Annotated in this window: 27 protein-coding genes; 16 read left to right on the forward strand and 11 right to left on the reverse strand. The window is 63.8% G+C overall.

Going from position 1 to position 22,211, the window contains the following annotated elements; genetic code table 11:
• Positions 1–121: 121 nt before the first annotated feature.
• Positions 122–1,198 carry a substrate-binding domain-containing protein gene (locus ABVQ20_RS00495; RefSeq protein ID WP_354457542.1) on the forward strand — a complete coding sequence of 359 codons (1,077 nt, stop codon included), beginning with the start codon at positions 122–124 and terminating at the stop codon, positions 1,196–1,198.
• Here ABVQ20_RS00495 and ABVQ20_RS00500 read toward each other — a convergent pair.
• From ABVQ20_RS00500 to ABVQ20_RS00510, 3 genes are all read right to left on the reverse strand, one after another.
• Positions 1,161–2,231, reverse strand: a complete 1,071-nt coding sequence (locus ABVQ20_RS00500; protein WP_354457543.1) for an ABC transporter ATP-binding protein — start codon at positions 2,229–2,231, stop codon at positions 1,161–1,163. The genes ABVQ20_RS00495 and ABVQ20_RS00500 overlap by 38 nt on opposite strands.
• 3 nt (positions 2,232–2,234) lie before the next feature.
• Positions 2,235–3,749: an ABC transporter permease gene (locus ABVQ20_RS00505; RefSeq protein ID WP_354457544.1), complete on the reverse strand. Its 1,515-nt coding sequence runs from the start codon at positions 3,747–3,749 to the stop codon at positions 2,235–2,237.
• A 74-nt stretch (positions 3,750–3,823) separates the two neighbouring features.
• A complete protein-coding gene (locus ABVQ20_RS00510; protein ID WP_354457545.1) occupies positions 3,824–4,906 on the reverse strand; it encodes an extracellular solute-binding protein in 1,083 nt (360 codons plus the stop codon).
• Positions 4,907–5,711: 805 nt separating this feature from the next.
• On the opposite strand from ABVQ20_RS00510, the gene ABVQ20_RS00515 reads away from it, so the two are divergent.
• The 7 genes from ABVQ20_RS00515 (at position 5,712) to ABVQ20_RS00545 (ending at position 10,517) form a co-directional block, all read left to right on the forward strand.
• A complete protein-coding gene (locus ABVQ20_RS00515) occupies positions 5,712–6,242 on the forward strand; it encodes a dihydrofolate reductase family protein (protein WP_354457546.1) in 531 nt (176 codons plus the stop codon).
• 144 nt (positions 6,243–6,386) lie between these two features.
• Positions 6,387–6,893 carry a MarR family transcriptional regulator gene (locus ABVQ20_RS00520; protein ID WP_354457547.1) on the forward strand — a complete coding sequence of 169 codons (507 nt, stop codon included), beginning with the start codon at positions 6,387–6,389 and terminating at the stop codon, positions 6,891–6,893.
• Between the two features lie 81 nt (positions 6,894–6,974).
• Complete coding sequence (locus ABVQ20_RS00525) at positions 6,975–7,394, forward strand: hypothetical protein (protein WP_354457548.1); 420 nt, start codon at positions 6,975–6,977, stop codon at positions 7,392–7,394.
• Positions 7,395–7,637: 243 nt separating this feature from the next.
• Entirely contained in the window at positions 7,638–8,594 is a 957-nt protein-coding gene (locus tag ABVQ20_RS00530; RefSeq protein ID WP_354457549.1) for a metallophosphoesterase family protein, read from the forward strand.
• A 12-nt stretch (positions 8,595–8,606) separates the two neighbouring features.
• Positions 8,607–8,945: a cupredoxin domain-containing protein gene (locus ABVQ20_RS00535; RefSeq protein ID WP_354457550.1), complete on the forward strand. Its 339-nt coding sequence runs from the start codon at positions 8,607–8,609 to the stop codon at positions 8,943–8,945.
• Between the two features lie 46 nt (positions 8,946–8,991).
• A complete protein-coding gene (locus ABVQ20_RS00540; RefSeq protein WP_354457551.1) occupies positions 8,992–9,531 on the forward strand; it encodes a sigma-70 family RNA polymerase sigma factor in 540 nt (179 codons plus the stop codon).
• A complete protein-coding gene (locus tag ABVQ20_RS00545; protein ID WP_354457552.1) occupies positions 9,528–10,517 on the forward strand; it encodes an anti-sigma factor family protein in 990 nt (329 codons plus the stop codon). The genes ABVQ20_RS00540 and ABVQ20_RS00545 overlap by 4 nt, the downstream gene beginning before the upstream one ends.
• A gap of 52 nt (positions 10,518–10,569) precedes the next feature.
• Here the strand turns inward: ABVQ20_RS00545 and ABVQ20_RS00550 are convergent, their stop codons facing one another.
• Positions 10,570–10,797 (reverse strand): hypothetical protein, encoded by a 228-nt coding sequence (locus ABVQ20_RS00550; protein ID WP_354457553.1) that lies wholly within the window; start codon positions 10,795–10,797, stop codon positions 10,570–10,572.
• A 15-nt stretch (positions 10,798–10,812) separates the two neighbouring features.
• Entirely contained in the window at positions 10,813–11,478 is a 666-nt protein-coding gene (locus ABVQ20_RS00555) for a TetR/AcrR family transcriptional regulator (protein ID WP_354457554.1), read from the reverse strand.
• Between the two features lie 144 nt (positions 11,479–11,622).
• Here ABVQ20_RS00555 and ABVQ20_RS00560 point away from each other — a divergent pair, with 144 nt between their 5' ends.
• Positions 11,623–12,846, forward strand: coding sequence for an HlyD family secretion protein (locus ABVQ20_RS00560; RefSeq protein WP_354457555.1), 1,224 nt, complete (start codon positions 11,623–11,625; stop codon positions 12,844–12,846).
• Between the two features lie 40 nt (positions 12,847–12,886).
• Positions 12,887–14,458, forward strand: coding sequence for a DHA2 family efflux MFS transporter permease subunit (locus tag ABVQ20_RS00565; protein ID WP_354457556.1), 1,572 nt, complete (start codon positions 12,887–12,889; stop codon positions 14,456–14,458).
• A gap of 87 nt (positions 14,459–14,545) precedes the next feature.
• Here ABVQ20_RS00565 and ABVQ20_RS00570 read toward each other — a convergent pair whose 3' ends face one another.
• A complete protein-coding gene (locus tag ABVQ20_RS00570; RefSeq protein WP_354457557.1) occupies positions 14,546–15,427 on the reverse strand; it encodes an AraC family transcriptional regulator in 882 nt (293 codons plus the stop codon).
• A 165-nt stretch (positions 15,428–15,592) separates the two neighbouring features.
• Positions 15,593–16,093, reverse strand: coding sequence for a MarR family winged helix-turn-helix transcriptional regulator (locus ABVQ20_RS00575; RefSeq protein WP_354457558.1), 501 nt, complete (start codon positions 16,091–16,093; stop codon positions 15,593–15,595).
• Positions 16,094–16,153: 60 nt separating this feature from the next.
• Between ABVQ20_RS00575 and ABVQ20_RS00580 the strand changes: the two genes are divergently transcribed.
• Complete coding sequence (locus ABVQ20_RS00580; RefSeq protein ID WP_354457559.1) at positions 16,154–16,573, forward strand: cupin domain-containing protein; 420 nt, start codon at positions 16,154–16,156, stop codon at positions 16,571–16,573.
• 239 nt (positions 16,574–16,812) lie between these two features.
• Here ABVQ20_RS00580 and ABVQ20_RS00585 read toward each other — a convergent pair whose 3' ends face one another.
• Positions 16,813–17,190 (reverse strand): hypothetical protein, encoded by a 378-nt coding sequence (locus ABVQ20_RS00585; RefSeq protein ID WP_354457560.1) that lies wholly within the window; start codon positions 17,188–17,190, stop codon positions 16,813–16,815.
• A 237-nt stretch (positions 17,191–17,427) separates the two neighbouring features.
• On the opposite strand from ABVQ20_RS00585, the gene ABVQ20_RS00590 reads away from it, so the two are divergent.
• The 4 genes from ABVQ20_RS00590 (at position 17,428) to ABVQ20_RS00605 (ending at position 19,830) form a co-directional block, all read left to right on the forward strand.
• A complete protein-coding gene (locus ABVQ20_RS00590; protein WP_354457561.1) occupies positions 17,428–17,889 on the forward strand; it encodes a hypothetical protein in 462 nt (153 codons plus the stop codon).
• A gap of 179 nt (positions 17,890–18,068) precedes the next feature.
• Positions 18,069–18,917 carry an undecaprenyl-diphosphate phosphatase gene (locus ABVQ20_RS00595; protein ID WP_354457562.1) on the forward strand — a complete coding sequence of 283 codons (849 nt, stop codon included), beginning with the start codon at positions 18,069–18,071 and terminating at the stop codon, positions 18,915–18,917.
• A 323-nt stretch (positions 18,918–19,240) separates the two neighbouring features.
• Positions 19,241–19,426 carry a hypothetical protein gene (locus tag ABVQ20_RS00600; protein ID WP_354457563.1) on the forward strand — a complete coding sequence of 62 codons (186 nt, stop codon included), beginning with the start codon at positions 19,241–19,243 and terminating at the stop codon, positions 19,424–19,426.
• Positions 19,423–19,830 carry a GFA family protein gene (locus ABVQ20_RS00605; RefSeq protein WP_354457564.1) on the forward strand — a complete coding sequence of 136 codons (408 nt, stop codon included), beginning with the start codon at positions 19,423–19,425 and terminating at the stop codon, positions 19,828–19,830. Before ABVQ20_RS00600 ends, ABVQ20_RS00605 begins: the two co-directional genes overlap by 4 nt.
• A 72-nt stretch (positions 19,831–19,902) precedes the next feature.
• On the opposite strand, the gene ABVQ20_RS00610 is transcribed toward ABVQ20_RS00605, so the two are convergent.
• Positions 19,903–20,124 (reverse strand): hypothetical protein, encoded by a 222-nt coding sequence (locus ABVQ20_RS00610; protein ID WP_354457565.1) that lies wholly within the window; start codon positions 20,122–20,124, stop codon positions 19,903–19,905.
• A 245-nt stretch (positions 20,125–20,369) separates the two neighbouring features.
• Positions 20,370–20,765: a hypothetical protein gene (locus ABVQ20_RS00615; protein ID WP_354457566.1), complete on the reverse strand. Its 396-nt coding sequence runs from the start codon at positions 20,763–20,765 to the stop codon at positions 20,370–20,372.
• An 11-nt stretch (positions 20,766–20,776) separates the two neighbouring features.
• Between ABVQ20_RS00615 and ABVQ20_RS00620 the strand changes: the two genes are divergently transcribed.
• The gene (locus tag ABVQ20_RS00620) at positions 20,777–21,028 is read left to right on the forward strand and encodes a hypothetical protein (RefSeq protein WP_354457567.1); all 252 of its coding nucleotides are present in this window, start codon (positions 20,777–20,779) and stop codon (positions 21,026–21,028) included.
• A gap of 40 nt (positions 21,029–21,068) precedes the next feature.
• On the opposite strand, the gene ABVQ20_RS00625 is transcribed toward ABVQ20_RS00620, so the two are convergent.
• Positions 21,069–22,202, reverse strand: coding sequence for a serine hydrolase domain-containing protein (locus ABVQ20_RS00625; RefSeq protein ID WP_354457568.1), 1,134 nt, complete (start codon positions 22,200–22,202; stop codon positions 21,069–21,071).
• Positions 22,203–22,211: the final 9 nt, after the last annotated feature.

Consider the following 22,211-nt stretch of genomic DNA (forward strand, 5'->3'; position numbering starts at 1 on the left):
GTCCGTCGACTATTTTTTATCGCCCGGGAGCGACAAGAGGTTGGAGACGGCGGATATGGATGGCCTCGGTCGGTCACGGCGGTGGCATATGCGTGACCGTGGATCGGCCGGTAGGAGTGAAATGGTCCGTATCAACATCGAAGCGACATGGCATTTCACCAGCGAGACGTCGCCGCATTCGATGCGCGTGATCCTGGGCATATTGCGCGAAGTCAAGTCGACGGGCACGCTGGCGACCGCCGCCGAGCACACCGGCATGTCCTATCGCCATGCCTGGAACCTCGTCGACCAGTGGTCGGCCTTCTTCGGCGAGCCGCTGGTCGAGCGGCGCCGGGGCAAGGGCACGCAGCTGACGGCACTCGGCAACAAGCTGGTGTGGGCCGAGCAGCATCTGAAGGCGCGGCTCGGGCCGCAATTGCACAACATCGCGCAGGAACTGGAAATGGAGCTGGCAAGCCTGCTGCCCGACGTGCCGCCGCGCGTGCGCATCCACGCCAGCCACGGTTTTGCGATCTCCAAGCTGAGCGACTTCCTGGCCCGGGAACCAAAGGCGGACATCGATGTCCGCTACATGACCAACCAGGCCTCGCTGGAATCGCTGCGCGCGCAGGAATGCGAACTCGCCGCCATCCATCTGCCGCATGGCGAGTTGCGCAAGCGCGCGGCCGCCGATTGCAAGCGCTGGCTGGACCCGAGCGTCTATTGCGTGCTCGGCTTCGTCACCCGCGCGATGGGCCTGTTCGTGAAGCGCGGCAACCCGCTTGGCATCACCGGCATCCAGTCGCTGGTGGGGACGGGCATCAGCTTCGTCAATCGCGATATCGGCTCGGGCACGCGGCTCTTGTTCGAGCAACTCCTGGCGCAAGGCAAGATCAATTCGGACGGGATCACCGGCTACCAGAATGTCGAGCTCACCCACGCGGCGGTGGCCGCCCATGTCGCCAGGGGCATGGCCGACACCGGCTTCGGCGTCGAGGCCGCAGCGATCGAGTTCGACCTCGACTTCGTCCATGTCATCACCGAGGACTATTTTTTCCTGTGCCGCAGCAACATCCTGAATTCGGGCCCGGTGGAGCGGCTGCGCGAAATCATCAGCGGCACCGAATACCGCCGCGCCATCAACGCGCTGCCCGGTTACGCCGTCTCCGACGCCGGCGTGGTCAAGACCGTGAAGAAGTTCTTTCGGGAGAATTCTTGAAGGTGACCAGCTCGCCTTCGACAACGGCGCTTACCTCCTGATCCGGCTGCGGCGCCCGGTGTCCGGCCACGCGGGCGGTGAAGGACAGGGTCAGTCCGTCCTGGACGGCGGTGAGCTGGACGATGGCGTCGGGACCGAAGAATTTGACGCTGTTCACTTTCGCCCAAACGCCGGCACCATAGCGGAACGGCACCAGACGTATCTGCTCGGGCCTGATCAGCACCTCGACGCTGCCTTCCGGCATGCCGGCGGCGAGCGGCAGCTTGCCCAGCGCGCAGGTGACCTTGCCGTTGCCAGCGGTGCCGGCAAGGATCATGGCTTCGCCGACGAAGCGGGCGATGTCGACATCTGCCGGTGCACGGTAGAGCTCGCCTGGGCTCGCCACCTGCGCCATGCGGCCATGTCGCAGCACCGCCACCGGATCGCCCATCGACAACGCCTCCGGCTGGTCGTGCGTCACCAGCAGCGCCGTTGCGCCGGCGGCCGACAGCGCGGCCATGACGACATTGCGCGTTTCGATGCGCAGTGCCGCGTCGAGCGCGGAAAAGGGTTCGTCCAGCAATACCAGCCGTGGCCCCGGCGCCAGCGCGCGGGCCAGGGCCACGCGCTGTTGCTCGCCGCCCGACAGCTGATCCGGTGTCCGCTCGGCGAAGCCGGCGGGCAGCCCGACCATGGCGAGCAGCTCAGCCAGCCGCCGCCTGTCCCGGCGCTCGCCGCGCGCAAGCCCGAAGAGCACGTTGTCGGCAACCGACAGATGCGGGAACAGGGCGCCGTCCTGCGCCACATAGCCGATCTTGCGGCCTTCGGGCGGCATGTGCACGCCGGCGCCCGACATCAGGATGCCGTCGATGCGGATGGTGCCGGCGTCGGGCTGGTCGAAGCCGCAGATCAGGCGCAGCAGGGTCGTCTTGCCGCTGCCCGAGGCGCCGAGGATCGCGACCAGCGAGCCTGAGCGCACGCTGAGGTCGATGGTCTTCAGCACCGGCCGGCCGCCATAGGATTTGCTCAACCCCTCGATGATCAGTTCCGCCATCGGCTACTCCGTCGCAGTGACGGCCAGCCTGCCGAATTGCCGGGTCAGCAAAAAGGTCGACAGCAGGGACAGGCCGGTCATCAGTGCGGCATAAGGTGCTGCGGCGGCAAATGCCAGCGTCGAGGTATCGGCCCATATTTGCGTGGCCAGCGTGTGGACGCCGATCGGCGCCAGCAGGAGCGTCGCCGTCAGCTCGGTGGTGATCGAGATGAACACCAGCGCTGCGGCCGAGCCGATGCCCGGCGCCGCCAGCGGCACGACGATCCGCAGCGCCACGCCCCAGCGCGACAGGCCAAGCGAACGGCCCGCGTCCTCGAGGCTTGGCCGCAACTGCGCAAACGTCGCCCGCATGCTGACGATCGCCAACGGCAGGAAGAGGATCGCATAGGCCAGGAGGAGCAGGAACGAGGTCTGGTAGATGGGCCGAAGATTGTGCACGGTGAGCGAGATCAGCGACAGTGCGATGACAATTCCGGGCACGCCTTGCGCCAGATAGGCCGCGCGCTCGATCACGGTTACCAGCGGCCCGCGATAGCGGCTGGCCAGGAAAGCCAGCGGCGCGGCAAGCAGCAGGGTCAGCGCCGCGCCGGCAACGCCGTAGGCGATCGACGACAGGGTGGCGCCGGCAAGCAGTTCGGGTGAGGCTATCACGGGCGATATGGCGGCCGAATTGTGCTGCATCAGCCAGAAGGCGATCATGCCGAAGGGCACGCCGATCGTCATCAGCACCAGCAGGCAGCAGGCGGCCAGGATCGGCGGTTTTGTCCAGCCGGCGAGCCTTGTGCGCATGGCGCGCCTGCCGCCCCTGCCGACCCGGGCATAGCGCGTCCTGCCGCGCAGCATGGCTTCCAGCAACAGGCAGACGAGGCACAAAGCGATGAGGATGACGGCCAGCAGCGATGCTTCCGGTCCGTTGAAGCCGGTCTTGTATTCGGCGAATATCTGCGTGGTGAAGGTGCGGAAGCGCAGCAGGGTGAAGGCGCCGAACTCGACCAGCGTGTTCAGTGCCACCAGCAGCATGCCGCCGAACAGGGCGGGCCGCAATTGCGGCAGCACCACGCGCGCGAACACGCCCCATCGCCCGACGCCGAGCACCCCAGCGCTTTCCTCCAGCGTCGGATCGAGACCGCGCAGCGCGGCCGCGACCGGTAGGTAGACAAAGGGGAAATAGGAGCAGCTCAGCACCACGAGCGCGCCGCCGAACTGTTCGAACAGCGGGCTGATCGACACCCAGGCGTAGCTGGTGATGAAAGCGGGAATGGCTAGCGGCACGGCAAAGAGCGTTGCCAGCAACGACCGCCCGGAAAAGTCGTGACGCTCGACGGTCCATGCGGCGAACAGGCCGACCAGGCCGCAAACCAGCGTCGTGGCCACGACAATCGCAACCGTATTGATCAGCAGCTCGCCGACGATCGGCCGGAAGATCAGCGCAGCCGCCTTGGCCGGCGCCACGCTCAGCGCGCGAACAAGCGAAAAGCCGAGCGGCACCAGCACGACGATCGAGACGAGCGCCGACACGGCCAACAGTCCCGGAGGCAATCGCCTCCGGGACTCGGCCTGTCGCCGCCGTGTCCCGATCGTGCCGGAAAGAGTCAAAGCAGGCCGGCGTCGCGCAGCAGCTGCGCCGGCTCCACATCATCGCCGAGCTGGGTGAGGTTGATGGATGGAGGCTGGAGTTCGGAAAACGGCTTGAGCGCCGGATTGGCGGCGACGCCGGCGGCCAGCGGGTATTCGAAGACGATATCGTTGTTGGCCAGCGCTTGCTGGGCCTGCTTGCTGACGACGTAAGCCAGGAATTTCTGCGCCTCTTGTGGGTGTTTGGACGCCTTCAGCGCGGCTGCGCCCGAAATGTTGATCAGGGCGCCGGCATCACCGCCGGCGAAATGATGGATGCCGCTCTTGATCTTGTCGGCGCCGGCCTCGGTGCGGAAGCGATACCAATAGTAGCTGTTTATGAGGCCGACGGCGACGGAGCCGCGATCGACCGCCGCGACGACAGCCTCGTCGTCGTCATAGACCTGCGCATTGTCCTTCAGCCCCTTGAGCCAAGCGAGCGCGGCGTCCTTGCCCTTCAGCACCTCGACCACCCTGACGATCGGCATGAAGTCGGCGTCGGTCGGCGAGATGGCCACCTTGCCCTTCCACTCGGGCTTGGCAAGGTCGAGCAGCGAGGCGGGCAGGGCCTCCTCCTTGATCATCGAGGTGTTGAACTGGAGAACATTCTCGCGGGCCAGCAAGCCGACCCAGGCGCCGGTCGCGGACGAATATTGTGCGGGCACCTCGGCCAGCGTTGCCTTGTCGACCGGGGCCAGCAGGCCCTTTTCCTCCAGCAGCAGCAGTTCCGGCGAGTTCTCGGTGATGTAGAGGTCGGCCGGCGAGGAAGTACCTTCCTCGGCGATCTGGTTGGCGATCTCCGGCGCATCGCCGGCGCGCACGTCGATGGTGATCCCGGTCCGCGCCTTGAAGCCCTGCACCAGAATGTCGAGCATCTGCGGATGCTGAGCGCCATAGAGCGTCAAATGGTCAGGCTCGCCCGCCGCCGCGCCGCCGGACAGGGCGGCTGGAAGCAGCAGTGCCAGCAGGGCGACCGCAAGGCGGCCACCGGCCGGGCGCGTCGACCGCGACCGCAGCGAAACGGGCCTTGCGGGAGTTTCGCCTGGAATGCAACGGAGCATGTGGATCCTCGACATCTGAGTGCGTGAATATATTCGGCCTAGAATATATGACACTCATCATCAAGTTATTTGGCGGCCGACTGGCGCATAAGCATGCGCTGAAATCATCACATAACCGTGATCGACCAAAATCGACGGTGCCGGGAGTAACCGCCCGGCCATGTCGGCGTGCAACGCGCTCATGCGCGCATCGCTGCTGCTGCAGCCCGCGCAAAGCAGGCCGAGCAGGGCGGGGAAAGCCCATCTTGTCTTCATGGTCGGAAATACCCTTTCTGTTGCGGATGCGAAGCATCCAATGTCGCCGCCATCGGCGGATCTTGCGGTCCTCGCGAGTTTCAGAGTGCCAGCCTCGGCAAGGCTGCCCGCCTCGGAAGCGTGCCCGAAAGCGCCGCGTGTCGTTCGGGCAGGGCAAGCGCGATCATCGACGCCCCGGCCAGAGGTGATTTTGCATGCCGAAGACGCGTCCTGGTCGCCGACCCCAGGGGATTCAAAGTTCCGTCCTGCAATTCCATGCTCCCGATTTGGCCGGACGCGGACCAAGCCGCGCCGGCAACGGGCACGCAAGCGCCCGAAGGGTGAAGACCCATTGTGTGTCTGGCGCCCCGCTCACACCGCCCGGCCGAGCGCGGATGCCGTGCGGACCAATAGCGACCCGTCGCCATCAGCCAAAGTGGCAATTAGCTACAATTCTTCTGCTATTCTTTTGGCCTGTTCGTCACGCCGACAAAGCGGCGCCCGCCCAATCTCACTTTTGCGCAATGTCTCTCCACGCTATACTGAATAGATTGCGGTGGAGATTTTCGGCATGGCGAAATTTGTCTTTGGAATGAACCAGTCGCTGGACGGCTATGTCGACCACGAGGAAATGTCGGTAGGTCCTGTTCTTTTTCGTCACTGGATAGAACATGTGCGCGGCCTGACGGGCAGTGTGTACGGTCGCCGCATGTACGAGATCATGCGCTATTGGGACGAAGACCAGCCCGAGTGGAGCGCGGAGCGCCGCGAGTTCGCAGTGGCGTGGCGGCGCCAGCCGAAATGGGTGGTGTCGCGCTCGCTGACGTCAGTCGGCCCCAACGCCACGCTTGTCCAGCATGATATCGAGGCGGTGATCCGTGGCCTGCGGGATCGACTCGCCGGCGAGATTGCCGTTTCCGGACCAGAGCTGGCGCGAAGCCTGACCGACCTTGGTCTTGTCGATGAGTACCGGCTCTACCTGCACCCGGTGGTGCTTGGTCGCGGCAAGCCGTTCTTCGCCGGCCCACGGCCACCACTGCGCCTCGTCTCCACCGATCACGTCGGCGAGGGCGTGATCAGGTTGATTTACGTTCCTGCCTGACGCTGATCTCACCAATCCAGGAGACATCGGGAAAAGTACAGCAGGCGATTGCAACCGCTCAGGGTCAAAACATATAGTGATTTATTCTCACGATATCGAATTTCGATCTTATGGAAGATATTGGCTTACGAAAGATATTGGCTGATGAAAAATTCGGACAGTGCGATCAGTCCTGCAGGGACATTGAACGACGTTCTCTCTATCGATCAACATGGGGCGGTTGCGCTCGACCCCGAGCAGCGCGCGCTGCTGGCCTCGGATGTGTCCTGGCTGGAATATCGGGCCGAGTTTCGCCGGCAAATGATCAAGGGCGGGTTTCTCAAGCATCCCTGGCGCAGCATCTTCGAAGCCGACATGATCTTCACCCTGATCGGCCACAAATGGTTGCAGGGCGAGATATTGACGCTGAAACAGGTGGCAACCTACTTCAAGGCCTTCGCCAGCGACGTCACGATCAGCCGGCACATCGATGACATGGTGGCGTCGGGCACGCTGGTCCGCACCCCTGATCCAGAGGATCGCCGGCGCCTTCTGTTGATGCCGACACAGCGCCTCTTCGAGATTGGCCGTATCTTCCTGCAGGCGCGCAAGGAAATCGCGCGCAAGCACGGCTATATCTATGATCCCGCGCGGGCGAGCGCGGAACAATAGCCATCAAACTGTAATCGATCCGGTTTGAACTCCCGTATCGTTGCCAATAGCAGGACCTGATCCAGCAACAAGGAACAGGTCATGTTGAAACGTTTGTTTGCATGTGCGCTCATCTTCGCCACCATCATTCCCACCTCGGCAGCCATGGCCGACGATGTCGAGATGTCGGAGGCGCAAAGAGCCGCGAACAAGAAAGCCTATGCCAGGCAAAAGGCACTGGGATTGGCTGACGCGCCGCGCGGTCGCGGCGCTCAGAAGGCCCAGAAGCAGCAGGCCCGCAAGGGGCAGCAAGTCCCGGGCAACGGCCAGAAATGCGCGGAGGCGGCAAGAAACGCAGAGGCAACGGCAACTGGAACGGCCGTGCTGTCGAGCGTTATCGGGCTGATACCATTTGGCGGATCCGCATCAGGCATAGCCGGTGCGGCCGCCGGCGCGGGTGCGGCGGTAGTCGGCGAAGCGGCACGCCAGAAGTCCGCCCGCGCGATGCAGGACTGCATGTGAGCGTGAAAGGCGAGACGCGGAAGCCTGCCTCAGGGTTTGAATCTGGACAGTCCTTTATCCCCTTGATCAGGTTCGCCTTTTCAAACCAAGGGTCATAAGGCGGAACCCGCCTTGGCCCCTGGCGGCAAACATTGCCGGGCCGATCACGAACCCGTGATCGGCCAAATCGCAAACGCCGGGAATAAACCTGCGCCTTCGCCTGTCTCCTCATCAGACGCCACTTGCGGCGTCGAGGAGATCGACATGACCCATCACCACCATGATGACGACGGCGAAGGCGAGGGCATAAGCCGCCGCCATGCGCTGGAATGCATGATCTGGGCTGGCACCGGCGTGCTGTGGACGATGTCGGGCGGCGTGCCCGTATCGCTGAACCTGCTGGGCGCGGCGCAGGCCGCCGAGGCGATGGCCGGCGGCTTCACCTTCCTGCAGATTTCCGACAGCCATATCGGCTTCGACAAGGCGGCCAACCCGCATGCCATCGACACGCTGAAGGAAGCGATGGGCAAGATCCAGGCGCTCCCGCAAAAGCCCGCCTTCATGATCCACACCGGCGACATCACGCATCTGTCCAAGGCGGCGCAGTTCGACAACGCCGCGCAGATCATCGGCGGCGCCGGCTTCGACGTGCATTATGTGCCGGGCGAGCACGATGTCATCGACGACGGCAACGGCAAGGCCTATCTCGATCGCTATGGCAAGGGCACCAAGGGCGCCGGCTGGTATTCGTTCGACCAGAACGGCGTGCATTTCGTCGGCCTCGTCAACGTCGTCAACCTCAAGGCCGGCGGGCTCGGCAATCTCGGGCCTGAGCAACTGGCGTGGCTGGCCGATGACCTGAAAGTGGTCAGCGCATCGACGCCGATCGTCGTCTTCGCCCACATTCCGCTGTGGGCCGTCTATCCCGAATGGGGCTGGGGCACGGATGATGCGGCGCAGGCGCTCAGCATGCTCAAGGGGTTCGGGTCGGTCACCGTGCTCAACGGCCATATCCACCAGATCATGCAGAAGGTGGAGGGCAACGTCACCTTCCACACCGCGCGTTCGACCGCATTCCCGCAGCCGGCGCCCGGCACGGCCGCGTCGCCCGGACCGATGACGGTGCCGGCCGGCCAGTTGCGCGGCCTGCTGGGCACCTCCAGCGTCGCCGTGAAGCAGGGCGGGCAGGAACTCGCCATCATCGACTCGACCCTGGCGTGAGGGGACAACAGCATGATCCGCTTTCCGACCCGGCCTTTTGTCGGTCCTCTCGCGGCGCTCAGCCTTGCCGTGCTGGCCCCGGCGCCGCTGCAGGCGGCCGACGCGCCGGTGGTGAAGATCGACAATTTCACCTTCACGCCGGCGGCGCTGACGGTGAAGCCCGGCACCACCGTGACCTTCGAGAATGACGATGACATCCCGCATCTCGTCGTCGCCAATGACGGCTCGTTCCGCTCCAAGGCGCTTGACACCGGTGACACATATGCCTTCACCTTCACCAAAGCAGGCGATTTCGCCTATTTCTGCGGGCTTCACCCGCACATGCAGGGCAAGATCACCGTCGCCCCTTGAAGGCGCGCGGCAAATCCTGTCCGGAGTGCCCGGCGATGGAACGGTGTTGAGCGAGAAGGCCGCGGCCGAGCGCTTCGGCGAGGTGGTGCTTCCCCATCTCGGCGACGCGCTCTCGCTCGCCCGCTGGCTGACGGGCAACATGGCCGATGCCGAGGATGTGGTGCAGGAGGCCTGCCTCAAGGCGCATGCCGGCATCGCCAGCTATGCCGGCGGCAATGCCCGCGCCTGGCTGCTGACCATCGTGCGCAACGCCGCCTATTCCTGGCTGGCGCGCAACCGGCCGCGCGCCGTGATGGCGGTCGGCGATCTCGCCGATCTCGACGACATGGCGGCGGGGCAGGGCGTCAGCATGCCGGACACGGACAGTCCGGAGGCGAGCCTAATCGCCAAGGCGGATACGGCGACGCTGGAAGCGGCGATCGCCGGGCTGCCGGAGCCCTTTCGCGAGACGCTGGTGCTGCGCGACATCAACGGCCTCAGCTATCGCGAGATCTCGGCCATGCTCGCCGTGCCGATCGGCACGGTGATGTCGCGGCTGGCGCGGGCGCGTGGCCTGCTGATGACTGAACTTGGGAGAGCGCCATGAGCGCCCGTGACGATGGACTGCCCGAAGATGCCGAAGGCATGAAGCTGATGATCCATGCACTTGTCGATGGCGAACTCGACGCGGCCGCGGCCTTGGCCGTGGAACGGCGCATAGCCGCGGACCCCAAGCTTGCCGCCGAGCATGCCCGCATCGTCGCCCTGCAGGGCGCGGTCGCGCGGTTGCCGCGCGTCGAGGTGAGCGATGATTTCATGGCGCGCATGGCGGCGATCGGCTCGATCGGCGCCGCGCAGGGCACGTCAGCGTTCGCGCAGGCCGCGCCTGCTCCTACTCCTGCTCCTGCCCAAGTCGCACCAGCTCCGGTAGCGCCGGCGCAAGCCTCACCGGCGCAGGCTGCGCCAGCGCAAGCGGAAGATGTGCAGCAGGGCCTGCGCTCGGCGCTGCCTGGCCAGACCGCGCGCAGGCAAAGCGCCCAGCCGAGGCCGTCGCAAGCCCGGCTGGCGCGGCGCGGCTTCGGCTCCTTCGAATGGCGGTCGCTGGCGGCATCGATCGTGGTCACCGCGGTGCTGGCCAGCGGCGCGACGCAATGGGTGATGACCAGCAATGCGCCCGACAGTTTCGCGGAAGCCGTGGCCGGCGGCCATCGCCGCAGCCTGCTTGCCTCGAGCCCCTTCGACATTGCCTCGTCCGACCGGCACACGGTCAAGCCGTGGCTGGATGCCCGGATCGGCGTGTCGCCGCCGGCGCCGGACCTTGCCGCTGACGGCTACGCGCTTGTCGGCGGCCGGGTCGAGGTGATCGCCGACCGGCCGGTGCCGGCGCTGGTCTACCGCCACCGCGAGCACCTGATCACGCTGGTCGCAGCCCCGCAGGACAAGGGCACCGCCACCGCGCCCACGGACCTTTCGGCCGGCGGCTTCTCGATGGTGCGCTGGAGCGACGGCGCCTTCTCCTACTGGGCGATCTCCGACATGGAACGGCCGGAGCTCGACGATTTCGCCGCGCGCTTCAGGGCAGCGGCGAAGTGAGGGGCGGGCGCTGCCATATGCGATTGCCCCACCATCCAGGCCCGTGAGAATCCTAGCTTCGAGGTGCCGAAGGTTTTTCGCCAAAGCGGATTGTGACTACTTTCTGCCCGGCCTGCCGGCGGTCGCGAATGCCCGCCATGCGGGAACGCTGTGTCTTTTCAGCCATTTCCAAGGCGGCGCGGACATCGTCGGGATTTAGCCCGTCGCTGCGCATCAGCAGCAGGACTATGGGATCGGACAGCATTTCCTCGAGTGTTAGCTCGTCTTGCCTGGTCCTCATTGCCGCCTCCTGGCGTCAGGGCTTTTCATGCCTGTCATGTGCCAACGCAGGCGTCGGGCTTCGGCGTCCAATGCCGGAAAGGAATATCGTGACGGCCGAAACGACGATTGTTTCGGCTTCGGCGGGGGCGGGGGGCGGCCGCAGGCCGAGCACGACCTGCAAATGGTGATTGTCGCGCAGCATGCCGACGAAGAGATCCGCCGCCATCTTGCAATCATCGACGTCTATTTCATGTCTCGCCTTGGCCTGTTCGAGGACTTCGCCGAGCCGGGCGGAGGCGCGACCCGGGCCGCGGTCGAAGAAAGCCTTGGCAAGATCCGGAAACCGTGTCCCTTCCGTCATGATCGTTCGATAGACGCCGATCAGTGTCGGCGACATGTAGATCGCCAGGAGCCGCCGGCCGAATTCGAGCAGCGTTTCCCTGATGTCATGTCCTTCAATGCTCTCGGCCGTCAGCGCTGAAAGGGCCTTGTCGGACGTTTCTGATACGAGCGCGGTGAACAGGCCCTCCTTGTTGCCGAACTCGTTGTAGATATTGCGCTTCGAGCCTCCCAGCCTGCCGATGATCGCGTCGATGCTGGTGGCGGAGTAGCCCTGTTCGAAGAAAACAGCCGCGGCGGCTTCCAGCATCGCCGATCGGCGTTGGTCGGGTGACGGCCGTGTCGTTGTACGTCTGGCCATTTCAACCTCGTGAATGAGACAAATCAGTTTGCCGCTTGACTGGTACGGTAAGTTACCGTATTTGTCAACCAAGGTGGTAACAGTTATTACCAAAATCGACATCAGGCCGAAACCAAAGCGGCCGATCAAGCCGTGGAGGCAATCATGAACGATCACGTCAGCCGCCCCGATCTCAAGCTTCTCGAGACCATAGACCCCAGCCGGCTCGACTCGCCGCCCAGGATCGAGGCGCCGCCCCGGCTTGACGAACCACTCCGGCTCGACTCTGGGGCGCCAGCGGATGTTCCCGCGACGGACGCGATCCGAAAGCCGGGACGGCCCTGGCTCAAGCGCGCGCTGTTGGGTGTGGCTGCCCTGGCGGCGCTGGGCGGTGGCACCTCCTATGGCTGGGACTACTGGACCGTTGGCCGCTTTCAGGTGTCAACCGATGACGCCTATGTGAAGAGCGATTCCACCGTCCTGGCGCCGAAGGTTTCCGGCTATCTCAAGGAGGTTCTCGTCACGGACAATCAGTCCGTGAAGATGAACCAGCCGCTCGCCAGGATCGATGACCGCGACTATCTGGTCGCCCTTAGCCAGGCCCGGGCCAATGTCGATGCGGCGAATGCCGTTGTCGCCGAATTTCGAGCCTCGATCGACCAACAGGCCACGCTGATCGACCAGGCGCGGGCGACTGTCCTGCTGGATCAGGCCAACCTGACATTCGCCGAGCAGGAGAACGTCAGATACGCCACGCTGGCAAAGAATGGTTCCGGGTCGGTCCAGAATGCCCAGCAGACCGTCTCGAAGCTGGCGATCGCAAAAGCCACGCTGCAGCGTGACGAGGCGGCCATGGCGGCCGCTGAAAAGCAAGTCACCAGTCTCGAGGCACAGCTCGCCAAGGCTCAGGCGGACGTGGAGCATGCCAGGGGTGTTCAAGACCAGGCCGAGCTGAATGTGAGCTACACGACGATCGCCGCGCCGATCGACGGCGTCGTCGGCAATCGGACGTTGCGTGTCGGCCAGTTCGTCCAGGCGGGCACGGCATTGATGAGCGTCGTGCCGCTATCGTCGGTCTACATCGTCGCCAATTTCAAGGAAACGCAGCTGACCGACATTCGGCCCGGGCAACTGGTTTCCATCGATGTCGACAGCTACCCGGCCCATGTCCTCAAAGGCATCGTCGACAGCGTCGCACCGGCCAGTGGCCAGGAGTTCGCCTTGCTGCCGCCGGACAATGCGACCGGCAATTTCACCAAGATCGTCCAGCGCGTTCCGGTGAAGATCAAGGTGGAGGCGGGCAGTCCCCTGGCCGGAATTCTGCGTCCGGGCATGTCGGTCGTGCCAACGATCGACACCCAGGATCCAGCCGTGAAGACGGCTCACTGACCGGGCGAGTGGTCACGAACAATCGAGAGAAGGACGCGCCATGTCGCATCAAGCGGCCGCGGGCAACGAACATTCCGCCAGCGCCAGGGACTGGATCACGGTTTCAGCGGGGCTGATCGGGGCCTTCATGGCGGTCCTGAACATCCAGATCACCAATGCCTCGCTGCTGAACATCGAGGGCGGCATTGGCACTGGCGTGGACAATGGGGCATGGATTTCCACCAGCTATCTGATTGGCGAAATCATCGTCATCCCGCTCTGCGATTATCTGAGCCGGGTGTTTTCGTTTCGTATCTTCCTGCTGGTGAACTCCGTGCTGTTCATCGCGTTTTCCGCGAGTTGCGCCTTCGCGCAGAACCTCGGGCAGATGATCGTGCTGCGCGGCATCCAGGGTTTTACCGGCGGCGTGCTGATTCCCATGGCGTTCACGCTGATACTGACCAAGTTGCCGAAGGCGCAGCAGCCGATCGGCATGGCGATGTTCGCGGTCACGGCAACCTTCGCACCGGCGATCGGACCGACGATCGGCGGCTACCTCACCGAGAATTTCGGATGGCAGTACATCTTCTTCATCAATCTGGTGCCGGGAGCGATCATGGTCCTGGTTCTCTCGATGACGCTGGAGAGAACCCCAATGCGCCTGGACCTGCTGAAGCAGGGCGACTGGCTGGGCATCATCTCGATGGCGATCGGGCTTGGCGCCCTGCAGACCGTGCTCGAGGAAGGCAACAAGGACGACTGGTTCGGCTCGACCTTCATCATCAAGCTTGCCCTGGTGGCCCTGGTATTTCTCACCATCTTCATCGTCACCGAGCTCAGCGTCGCAAATCCGGCCGTCAATCTGAGGCTGCTTGCCAGACGCAACTTCGGCCTTGGAACCCTGGCCAATGCGCTGTTCGGCTTTGGGCTGTTCGGCTCGGTCTTTCTCCTGCCTCAATATCTTGGCCAGGCGCAGGGCTACAATGCCCAGCAAATCGGGTCCGTCATGGCCTGGACGGGGCTGCCGCAGCTCATCGTCATCCCGTTCGTGCCGAAACTCATGAAGATCTTCGACACGCGGCTTCTGGTGAGCTTCGGACTGGGCCTGTTCGGCATCAGTTGCATGATGAACATGACCATGTCGCCTGATACCGCCGGCGATCAGTTCTTCGTGCCCAATGTCGTGCGCGCGGTCGGGCAAGCCTTTGCCATGGCGCCGTTGACCGGCATCGCGATGCTGGGAATCGCCAAGGAGGAATCAGCCGCCGCCTCCGGTCTTTTCAATATGTTGCGCAATCTTGGCGGCGCCGTCGGCGTGGCGATGCTGGGCACGATATTCACCAGGCGCGAGCAGTTCCATTCCAACATCAATGGCATCTCGATCAATGTGTTTCGCCAGGAGGTCCGCGATCGCATCGAGCAGACGACACAGTACTTCATGGCGCACGGCGTGTCGGACTTCGACGCCGCCCGCCAGAAGGCTATCGTGGCGCTTGGAAGGGCGGTTCAGAAACAGTCTGTGATCATGGGATACAGCGACACATTCGTCGTTCTCGGAGCGACGTTGTTCGCCGCCGCGTTCCTTGTGATGCTGGCCAAGAAAGGGCAGTCCACAGGCGCTGTCGCCCATTAGAGCATGATCCCATAGAGGCCGGGATTGGGTGGATAGCGGCCTGTCCGTTTCTTGCGATCGGAAGGGACAGGCCGCCGTCGCAGCGCGTTATTTCAGCGGCAAAAACAGGTCCGCGACCGCCTCGTGCTCCGGCACTTCCGCGAAGAAGCCCAGCCGCTGGCAATAGATCGGGAAGTCGCGTGCCTCCTCGCCGCTGGCCGGAAGCCACTCGCGATAAAGGTAGAGCGCGGCGGGCTCCAGATTGTCGGTGTTGCCGACGACGCGCAGCACCGCGCAGCGTCCGCCAGGGATCTCGCCGGCTCTGATCTGCTCACCGTTCGCCTCGATCGGTTGGTCGGTCCCGACACAAAGGTCCATGCTATAATCGGCAGGCGGCGTAGGTCGCCGCTCGGAACGCCAGACATTGAAGGTCGGGCTTGTCCTGGGGTGCAGACCCGCGGCCTTGCGCCAGGCGATGAACCGCTGGATGGTGGCGCCGAGCGTTGCGGGGTCGCCCCGATGCTCCATGATCGCCACCGGCGTAGGGGGCACATCGCGAATCGTTACGTCGTCAGTGGTAAAAGTCTTCTGCATGAGCTTGCTCCTGGCGTTGTCGAGAGGCCCGAAGGCCGCATGCCACGGCTCCCAATCGGGAGACTTCCGGAACGATGAAGGCGATTGCCCGAACCTTTGCCGAAAGGCGCGGGCGAAGGCGTCCGGTGCATCGTAACCGGCATCCATCGCTATGTCCGTGACGCTTTGGGCGTCCATGTAGGCCAGCCGGTGCGAAGCGCGCTTCATACGGGCAAGCTGGACATAGCTATGCACGGACAACCCGAAGGTCGCCGTAAACTGCCGGTGGAAATGAAACTTCGAGAAGGCCGCGACACCGCTCAGCGTTTCCAGGTCCAGATCACTGTCGAGATGCCGGTCGATGTAGTCCAGCACCCGTTGCATCCGGGCATGGTGATTTTGAAGCGCCGCCTTCATCGTCCGTCCTCCGTGGCGGCTTCAACTAGTCGCTCATGGCCACAATTTGCTCGACCGATCTTGCGGTTTTGTCACGCGTCGCGGAACATCGCCAAGGACCGTTACGGGCACACCCAGTTTATGGACGAGCGTCGACAAGGGAGCGCTTGCGGCCCCGGCCGCGGCTTATGGGTCCGCAGCCTGGGTGACCGCGCTCTCTTCCTGCATCCGGGTGGACAGCTGCCTCAGCACGTCGACGAAGTCGTTGAAGCGCTGTTCGCCGATGTCGTGCGCCCATTGCGTGTGCAACCGGCGCATGGTGGCCAGGATCACGTCGACGACCTGCTTGCCGCGTGCACTCAGGTAGATCAGGCGCCGATCGCCGCCTTCGGGCGCGCGCCGCTCGATATAGCCGAGGTCCTCGAGCTGGACGATCAGGTAGTTCATCGCCTGCCGCGACATTCGCTTCTGGCGCGCCAGATCAGACGGTCGGATACCGTCCGGAACCGGGTAGCTGAACATGGGAAAATGCGCTTCCTGCAAGTCGCTGAAGCCGGCATCGCGGATAGCGCGGGACAGATGGTCGCGCACGTGCTCCCAGGTCATGCGCAGGAGGGCGCCGAAAAACGGTTGGCCCGGCACCTTGCCATTGGCCTGACGATCCGCAAGTAGATTGGGCGTTGACATGTTTGTAAAGTCACTTTACACGATATTTCGTAAAGTCATTTTACATCAGGGAGCAGAACAATGGAAGCGCGTGCGGACAAGGTTGTTCGGATCGGCGAATTGGAATTGACCTTCCTTGTCAACGAGGAAGGCGCCACGGTGTTCGAGTGCGTTATTCCGCCGGGCGCTCGCGTACCGGCCCCCCACTACCATCAGGAGGCCGACGAAACCCTCTACGGACTGGAGGGCGTCCTGACGGTCACCGCCGATGGCCGCACGCAACTGCTCGGTCCCGGTGACACCGTGTTCATCCCGCGCGGGAGTGTGCATCATCACGAGAACCTGCATGAGGGCAGGTCCCGGACCTTGGCGGTGATGACCCCGGGCACCATAGCGCGCCGCTACTTCGAGGAGATGGCAGAGGTGATCAACGTTCCTGGCAAGCCGGACCTGGCCAGGGCCAAGGAGATCATGCTCCGCCACGGGCTCATTCCTGTTTAGGTGCCCTGCCGAACTGGCCAGGACGAGGCGGCGCGCTTTAGGCTCTGTTGCTCGCGGCGGGCAAGATCGCACGCCCGGTCAGGTACCACAGCGCCGAAACGATGATGATCGCCAGATAGCCGTCCACGGCATAGTGCCAACCGGTATAGACGGAACCAAAAAGGATGATGGCGGCGAAGCCCCATCAAATCGTGCGATGCGGCGCCGAGGCCAGGCGTGCCGCCACAGATCGCCCTGCCTCAGTTGCCGTCGTCCTGGTCCTGCGGCAGCTGGCCGTTATCGTTGTCGTTGGAGACGGCGGGCGGCCTTGGGGCGTCGCCGCCATCGCGCGGCATCTCGTCGGGCTGCATCATGTCGGTGTTGTTCTCGTCATTGACGTCCGGCGGCAGGATTTCATCGGTCGGCGGCAGGTCGTCGGGCGCGACTTCATCGGGCTGGGCGGACTGGTCGTCGCCCGGGCCGACATCCTGGCTGGGCACGGGATTGGCCAGGCGGTCCACCACAGTGATGGTGGGCTTATAGGGCAGGGGCAGAGGCATGGCGGCCGCGTGCGCTGCCGGCGTCGCCATCATGAGGGCCACCGAGGACGCGAACGCCAGATGCCTGAGCTGCAACATCTCTAGAAATCCTCTGACGGCGTCGATGGCGATGCGATATCCGGGGGTAATCCGGGAAAGTCCTGGCAACCATGGCTGCCGGGCTGCTGCGACCACGCATACGATGAATCTGATTCGGGCTTTTGCAAAAATGCACGAATCGAGACGGAAAAGAGAGGCGCCATGACAGCCGGGCCGGTACAAGGATTGTAAGCGCCCAAAACATATTGCGATGGATCGCGGCTGGAGGGGACGGGCATGGGCTGGTTGAAAGTTGGGCTCGTCGCCCTGTTGACGGTGTCCGCGAGTGCTGCCCAAGCTGGTGACAGCTACGGCTTCAGGATCGATCTGTCGCTGTCGGCCAAGGCGGCAAGCGAGCTTGCCCGGCTGCATGAGGGCATCGTCGTTGCCGCGTCCTACTATGGCGACCCGAAACCCGCCTTTGCCAAGAAAGCGAACGAAGTCGGGCAGATCGATCTCGGCAGGGAAGAGATCACCGTCGACAGCACGGTTGCGTCCGTTGACGTCACCGGCAAGGCCTTCGAACGGGGCCACGTCAAATGGCTGACCGAGGGCAAGGTCATGGTCAATGTGAACGTCTATTCGGCGCGCCGCAGCGGTCCCGACAACATACTGGACTGCGACTTCTTCGACGACGCGCTGACGCTTGCGCAACAGGCGCCGCTCACATTGCATTGCAAGCTCATCGGCGAGCCGTGATACCAGAGCACCTTGCGGACGCCTGTCCGGCTTGAATAGAGTGCCGGCCGCCGCCCGTGTCTTACGCGCGTATCAAAACCACGGGAAACTGATCCGCACGGCGAACCGTCGGAAAACGAGAAGTCCACGATGTCCGGGAGGCGTGGGCTTTGGGAGGCAGAAAAAAGGAAAGGCATTAAATGGTATCGTATGTTCAGGCAGTCATTCTCGGATTGCTGCAGGGTTTCTCGGAACTTTTCCCCATATCCAGCCTAGGCCACAGCGTGCTCATCCCGGCCTTGCTCGGCTGGAATCTCGACCAGTCGAGCGATGCCTTCCTGTCCTTCCTGGTTCTCACGCACCTGTCCACAGCCCTTGTGCTGCTGGGCTTCTTCTGGCGCGACTGGGTGGCGATCGTCAGCGGCGTGCTGCGTTCGCTGGCCGAACGCCAGATCAAGAAGGAAGACACCTATGCGCGCATCGGCTGGCTGATCATCGTGTCAACCATACCGGCGGGCATTCTGGGCATATTGTTCGAGCAGCGGCTGAAGGATTTGTTTTCCGCCGCCGACATCATCGCAGGCGCGCTCATCCTCAACGGCATCGCGCTGTATGGTGTCGAATGGCTGCGCAGCCACGCCACCACCGAAGGCGCCTATGACGACCGCAAGCTGGCCGACATGTCATGGGGCAAGAGCATCCTCATCGGCGTGGCGCAATGCCTGGCGCTGATCCCCGGCTTCTCGCGCACCGGCATGACCATCGCCGGCGGCCTGGTGACCGGGCTCTCGCACGACAATGCCGCGCGCTATTCCTTCCTGCTGGCGACGCCGATCATCTTCGCCGCCGCCGTGCTGAAAGTGCCGGACCTGTTCGCCAATGGCGCGGTCGGACTGGCGCCGGCCGTCGTCGGCGCGGTCTGTTCGGGCGTCAGCGCCTATCTGTCGGTGCGCTTCCTGCTCAAATATTTCGAGACGCGCACGCTGACGCCCTTTGCTATCTACTGCGTCGTCGCCGGTTGCCTGGCGATGGCGGTGCTGAAGCTCTGATCGGGCGGCATTCCCGCCCCCTTGTGGGGCGCCGAAGGACGGGCGAGACCCGTGGCTCGCCCCGGTAAGCCAGGGTGAGGGTCTATCTTCGCAAGAATATGCCATTGCCCTGCCAGAGGGAAGGAACCTTGCGGCGCGCTGGAAGTTTTGAAAACAGCCGCTTTCCCTCAAGGCGGTGAAGGCTGATCGCGTCAGCTTTCGGACAAGGCCCCGCCGGCTCAGCCGGCGGGGCTTTTTTCATGGGCATGCCATGTCTAGACTGGATCTGACTGGCCGGAACAATCCAACCGGTCGCTCGTTGGCGCTCGAAGGAGATTGCCGCCATGAGCCTGATGAAATTCAGCATTGCGAACACGCCGAGGCCAGATCCGAACGACGAACCACCGGCTGACGCGCCGACATGGACGCCGGATGTGCGCGAGTCCGGCCCCGACCTGCTTCCCGACGAGATGCCCACGCCAAACCCCGACGAGAACCGGAAACCGGCCAGACATGTGGAGGCGCCATGAGCGACGTTCGAACCGGCGGATGCCTTTGCGGCGCCGCGCGCTTTCGTCTGAACGGTCTGCCCTTGCGGATTGGCGTCTGCCATTGCCAGGATTGCCGGCGCACCAGCGGCAGCGCCTTCAACTTCTTCGGCGTGTGGCTCCGGTCAGCCTATGAGGGCACCGGGCAACTCGGTACATTCGCCGGCAGGAGTTTTTGCGTGACCTGCGGCTCGCGAGTGGCATCGCTGCGCGCGGACGAGGCCGAGATCATGCTCGGCTGCCTCGACGAGGCGCCAAGCGACCTTATTCCGGCCTATGAATTGTGGATCGGTCGGCGCGAGCCCTGGCTCCTCAACCTGCAATGGGCCGAGCAGTTCGAGCATGATCGCGAGGCGGCGCAGGACGGTGGGGCTGCTTCGCCATAGGGGACGTACTAAAAACCTGTCCCGCGCCCCTTATGGAGGCGCGGGCATGCGACCGCATGATCGAAGTCTCGATCAGCCCTGCTTGGGGCCACTCTGGAACCAGGCGAAGGCGAACAGCGCCAGCCCGACGATGACCGATCCCAGCCCATGCTTGAAGTGAACGACCGTCGATCCGGCTTCGGCGCCGGGGATGAAGCCGGGCAGCGAGCCGGCGGGAACCGTCCAGTAGACGATGCCCAGAATGATGAGGAGGATGCCGAGGATGACGGCAAGCCCGGTAAGCGTTCGGTTCATATTTGCAACTTCCCTGATATGTGGAGATCAGGCCACCGCCGCGGCGCCAAATCAGCCCAGTCTAACGCGGGCGGCAAGAGCCTGTCTTGGGGTTTCTCGGCGGACTGCCATACGATTTTGTAAGTTGGGACTTCTGCTGCTCGCGGGTCAATCGCGGACCTGTTCGGTGAGTGGCCTGCGCTATCGGTGGGGAATAAATCTCACAGTCCGCGCCTGACTTGCCTGCGGGGCCTGGTTTGCCAGGTCTAGTTGTCGGGAATGACAACCACGGCCGAAACCGTGCGGCCGGCGCCGGAACTGTTGTCCAGGCAATGTTGCGGGATGTTTGGCCATGTCGCCTTGCTGCAATCGTCGGCGGAGGTCTGCCGGACCGGCGTCTTTTCGGCGGTCGCCGTTTGCGCGGCGACGGCCGGTCCCGGCGTCAGTTCAAAGGTCGCCACCAGCAGCAAGGCAAGGGCGGCAGCGGCCTGGGCGGCAATCACAAGGGTCAATGTCTTTTTCATCATCGCTCGAACCTTCATCATCGGCAGAACGGCGGCCGACGGCAAATGGTTCCGGCCGATGTTCGTAGCGCGTTTGGGAACCCACCGCGAAGGCGGACGTTCACCCTCGGCCGGCGCGCGTTCGATGCGGCGGAACATGGAGATTTCCAGTGGCGAAAGAAATCAACCCCAGGACCGGCGAAGAACTTCACCCTGAAAAGGTCGAGGGCATCGCGTTCCAGATCAATGAAAACTCGGTGAACGACAAAGGGCCGAGGAAGGTGCTGCCGGCGGAGCCGCCCCTGCAGAAATCCGGTGACGGGACCAGATCGGAAAAGGTCGAGGGCAAGGCCTTTCAGGTGAACGAGAGCAGCATCGACAACCCCAAGCCCGCCGACACGCCGCCGCCCCGACGCGAATGATGCGGGGGCGCGTCAATCCGGCCAGGTCTATGCGCCTGTTCTATGCAGCCGTGGCGATGGCGGCGAGCATGTCGACCGTCTCATACTCGCGATAGGACGTCTCATCGTTGGTCAGCCCGTAGCGCCGGCTGGCCGACAGCTTGACGATGACCACGCCCTTGGAGGGGTTGACGTAGATGAACTGGTTGTAGACGCCGATCGCGGCGAATGCGCCGTCACCGCCCGCCGGCACCCACCACTGATAGCCATAGCCGAACAGCGAATCCGACAAGCCGGTATCGCCGGGCATGAGGTGCGGCGCGTCGGGCGTGACCGATGCCTCGACCCATCGCGCCGGCACGATCTGCCTTCCGTGCCACTGGCCCTGGTTGCGGAAAAGCTCGCCGACCTTGGCATAGTCGCGCGCCGTGGCGTTGAGGCCGGCATAGGCCATCTCCATGCCGTGGTCGTCGAGCAGCCAGAACCCTTCCGTCTCCATGCCGAGCGGATGCCAGAGTTTTTCTCGGACATAGTCGTGGATGGGGCGGCCGGTCAGCCGTGTCAGCAGCATGCCGAGCACCTGCGTGTCCGTGCTGTTGTAGAGGTTGAACGTGCCGGGCTCGCGGGCTCTCTTCAGTGTCGCCGGAAATGCGTTGAACGAGCCGCCATTGGCGGTGATGGCGGCGAAGCGGTTGATGTCGGAGTTCGGATCGCTGTAGTCCTCGTTCCATCCCGCGCCCGACGACATCTGCAACACATTCTTGATGCTGACGCCGTCATAGGCCGAGCCGGCGAGCTCGGGCAGGATGGATGAGACCGACGCCTCGAACGACGGGATCAGGCCTTCGCCCCAGGCGATGCCGAGTGCGGCGGAAATGACGCTCTTGGCGACGGACATCGATTTCCAGCGGGCTTGCGCCCCACCCCAGTCCGCATAGCGTTCGAAGACGATCGATCCGTCCCTGACCACCAGCAATGCCATGGTCTCGGTCTCGTCGAGCAGCGCTTCGATGGAACGGTCGACGCCTTCGTGGGTGTAGGTGGCCGGAAGGGTGATCGCCGGCCCGCGCGGAAAGACAAAGGGCGTCGATGACGCCGACATGCGCGCGACCGGGAAGACCGTGTCCAGGGTCTGGAAGTTTCGCCGCTGGTCAGCGCCGGTGAAGAGGCTCGATATGTAGGTTTTGCGGTCCATATACCCGCC

The organism is Mesorhizobium shangrilense (genome assembly GCF_040537815.1).
Classification (GTDB): domain Bacteria; phylum Pseudomonadota; class Alphaproteobacteria; order Rhizobiales; family Rhizobiaceae; genus Mesorhizobium; species Mesorhizobium shangrilense.

Bases quoted from the DNA above. Each gene is read 5' to 3' on its own strand.
- ABVQ20_RS00495 (WP_354457542.1), top strand. From the start codon at position 122: ATGGTCCGTATCAACATCGAAGCGACATGGCATTTCACCAGCGAGACG.
- ABVQ20_RS00500 (WP_354457543.1), bottom strand. From the start codon at position 2,231: ATGGCGGAACTGATCATCGAGGGGTTGAGCAAATCCTATGGCGGCCGG.
- ABVQ20_RS00510 (WP_354457545.1), bottom strand. From the start codon at position 4,906: ATGCTCCGTTGCATTCCAGGCGAAACTCCCGCAAGGCCCGTTTCGCTG.
- ABVQ20_RS00515 (WP_354457546.1), top strand. From the start codon at position 5,712: ATGGCGAAATTTGTCTTTGGAATGAACCAGTCGCTGGACGGCTATGTC.
- ABVQ20_RS00520 (WP_354457547.1), top strand. From the start codon at position 6,387: ATGAAAAATTCGGACAGTGCGATCAGTCCTGCAGGGACATTGAACGAC.
- ABVQ20_RS00525 (WP_354457548.1), top strand. From the start codon at position 6,975: ATGTTGAAACGTTTGTTTGCATGTGCGCTCATCTTCGCCACCATCATT.
- ABVQ20_RS00530 (WP_354457549.1), top strand. From the start codon at position 7,638: ATGACCCATCACCACCATGATGACGACGGCGAAGGCGAGGGCATAAGC.
- ABVQ20_RS00535 (WP_354457550.1), top strand. From the start codon at position 8,607: ATGATCCGCTTTCCGACCCGGCCTTTTGTCGGTCCTCTCGCGGCGCTC.
- ABVQ20_RS00545 (WP_354457552.1), top strand. From the start codon at position 9,528: ATGAGCGCCCGTGACGATGGACTGCCCGAAGATGCCGAAGGCATGAAG.
- ABVQ20_RS00550 (WP_354457553.1), bottom strand. From the start codon at position 10,797: ATGAGGACCAGGCAAGACGAGCTAACACTCGAGGAAATGCTGTCCGAT.
- ABVQ20_RS00555 (WP_354457554.1), bottom strand. From the start codon at position 11,478: ATGGCCAGACGTACAACGACACGGCCGTCACCCGACCAACGCCGATCG.
- ABVQ20_RS00560 (WP_354457555.1), top strand. From the start codon at position 11,623: ATGAACGATCACGTCAGCCGCCCCGATCTCAAGCTTCTCGAGACCATA.
- ABVQ20_RS00565 (WP_354457556.1), top strand. From the start codon at position 12,887: ATGTCGCATCAAGCGGCCGCGGGCAACGAACATTCCGCCAGCGCCAGG.
- ABVQ20_RS00570 (WP_354457557.1), bottom strand. From the start codon at position 15,427: ATGAAGGCGGCGCTTCAAAATCACCATGCCCGGATGCAACGGGTGCTG.
- ABVQ20_RS00575 (WP_354457558.1), bottom strand. From the start codon at position 16,093: ATGTCAACGCCCAATCTACTTGCGGATCGTCAGGCCAATGGCAAGGTG.
- ABVQ20_RS00580 (WP_354457559.1), top strand. From the start codon at position 16,154: ATGGAAGCGCGTGCGGACAAGGTTGTTCGGATCGGCGAATTGGAATTG.
- ABVQ20_RS00585 (WP_354457560.1), bottom strand. From the start codon at position 17,190: ATGTTGCAGCTCAGGCATCTGGCGTTCGCGTCCTCGGTGGCCCTCATG.
- ABVQ20_RS00590 (WP_354457561.1), top strand. From the start codon at position 17,428: ATGGGCTGGTTGAAAGTTGGGCTCGTCGCCCTGTTGACGGTGTCCGCG.
- ABVQ20_RS00595 (WP_354457562.1), top strand. From the start codon at position 18,069: ATGGTATCGTATGTTCAGGCAGTCATTCTCGGATTGCTGCAGGGTTTC.
- ABVQ20_RS00600 (WP_354457563.1), top strand. From the start codon at position 19,241: ATGAGCCTGATGAAATTCAGCATTGCGAACACGCCGAGGCCAGATCCG.
- ABVQ20_RS00605 (WP_354457564.1), top strand. From the start codon at position 19,423: ATGAGCGACGTTCGAACCGGCGGATGCCTTTGCGGCGCCGCGCGCTTT.
- ABVQ20_RS00610 (WP_354457565.1), bottom strand. From the start codon at position 20,124: ATGAACCGAACGCTTACCGGGCTTGCCGTCATCCTCGGCATCCTCCTC.
- ABVQ20_RS00615 (WP_354457566.1), bottom strand. From the start codon at position 20,765: ATGTTCCGCCGCATCGAACGCGCGCCGGCCGAGGGTGAACGTCCGCCT.
- ABVQ20_RS00625 (WP_354457568.1), bottom strand. From the start codon at position 22,202: ATGGACCGCAAAACCTACATATCGAGCCTCTTCACCGGCGCTGACCAG.